The 429-nt window shown below is 55.7% G+C and carries 1 pseudogene; it reads left to right on the top strand.

Annotated elements, in window-relative coordinates:
* Nucleotides 1-429: pseudogene (locus tag HMPREF2804_RS02500) on the top strand (hypothetical protein); the annotation flags it as partial.

Genomic DNA, 429 nt, shown 5'->3' with positions numbered 1-429 from the left:
TTCGGTTTGATTGGTATGTACTACTACGAAACCAAATACCTCAGGTTCAACCCCGACAACACCATCACCTACCGAGGACTCACCGGAAAACTCCGCACCACCCCCATCACCGCCATCAACGAATACCAATACACCCCAGAATCCAACCGTCCCGACAACGACGGCACCGACCCCGACAGCATCTGGCTCTGGAACGACAAAGGCTACACCATCGCCGCCTATTCCCCACGCGGCATGAAAGAATACACCATCCCCGCACACCTATACTTCCGCTGCACCCAAGACCGCTGGGCAGACCCCAACAACCCCCACGACATGCAAGAAATCACCTGGGCTATCGAACACTACCCCCGCGTCATCGACTTCCTCACCGCAAACCCCCGCATCACCGGCATGGCCACAGGAAACATAGAACCAAAACTCAACTAG

This window comes from Rothia sp. HMSC065G12, assembly GCF_001811455.1.
Classification (GTDB): domain Bacteria; phylum Actinomycetota; class Actinomycetes; order Actinomycetales; family Micrococcaceae; genus Rothia; species Rothia dentocariosa.
The sequence above is the reverse complement of the archived record's forward strand: the minus strand, read 5'-3'. Positions and strand labels throughout refer to the sequence as shown.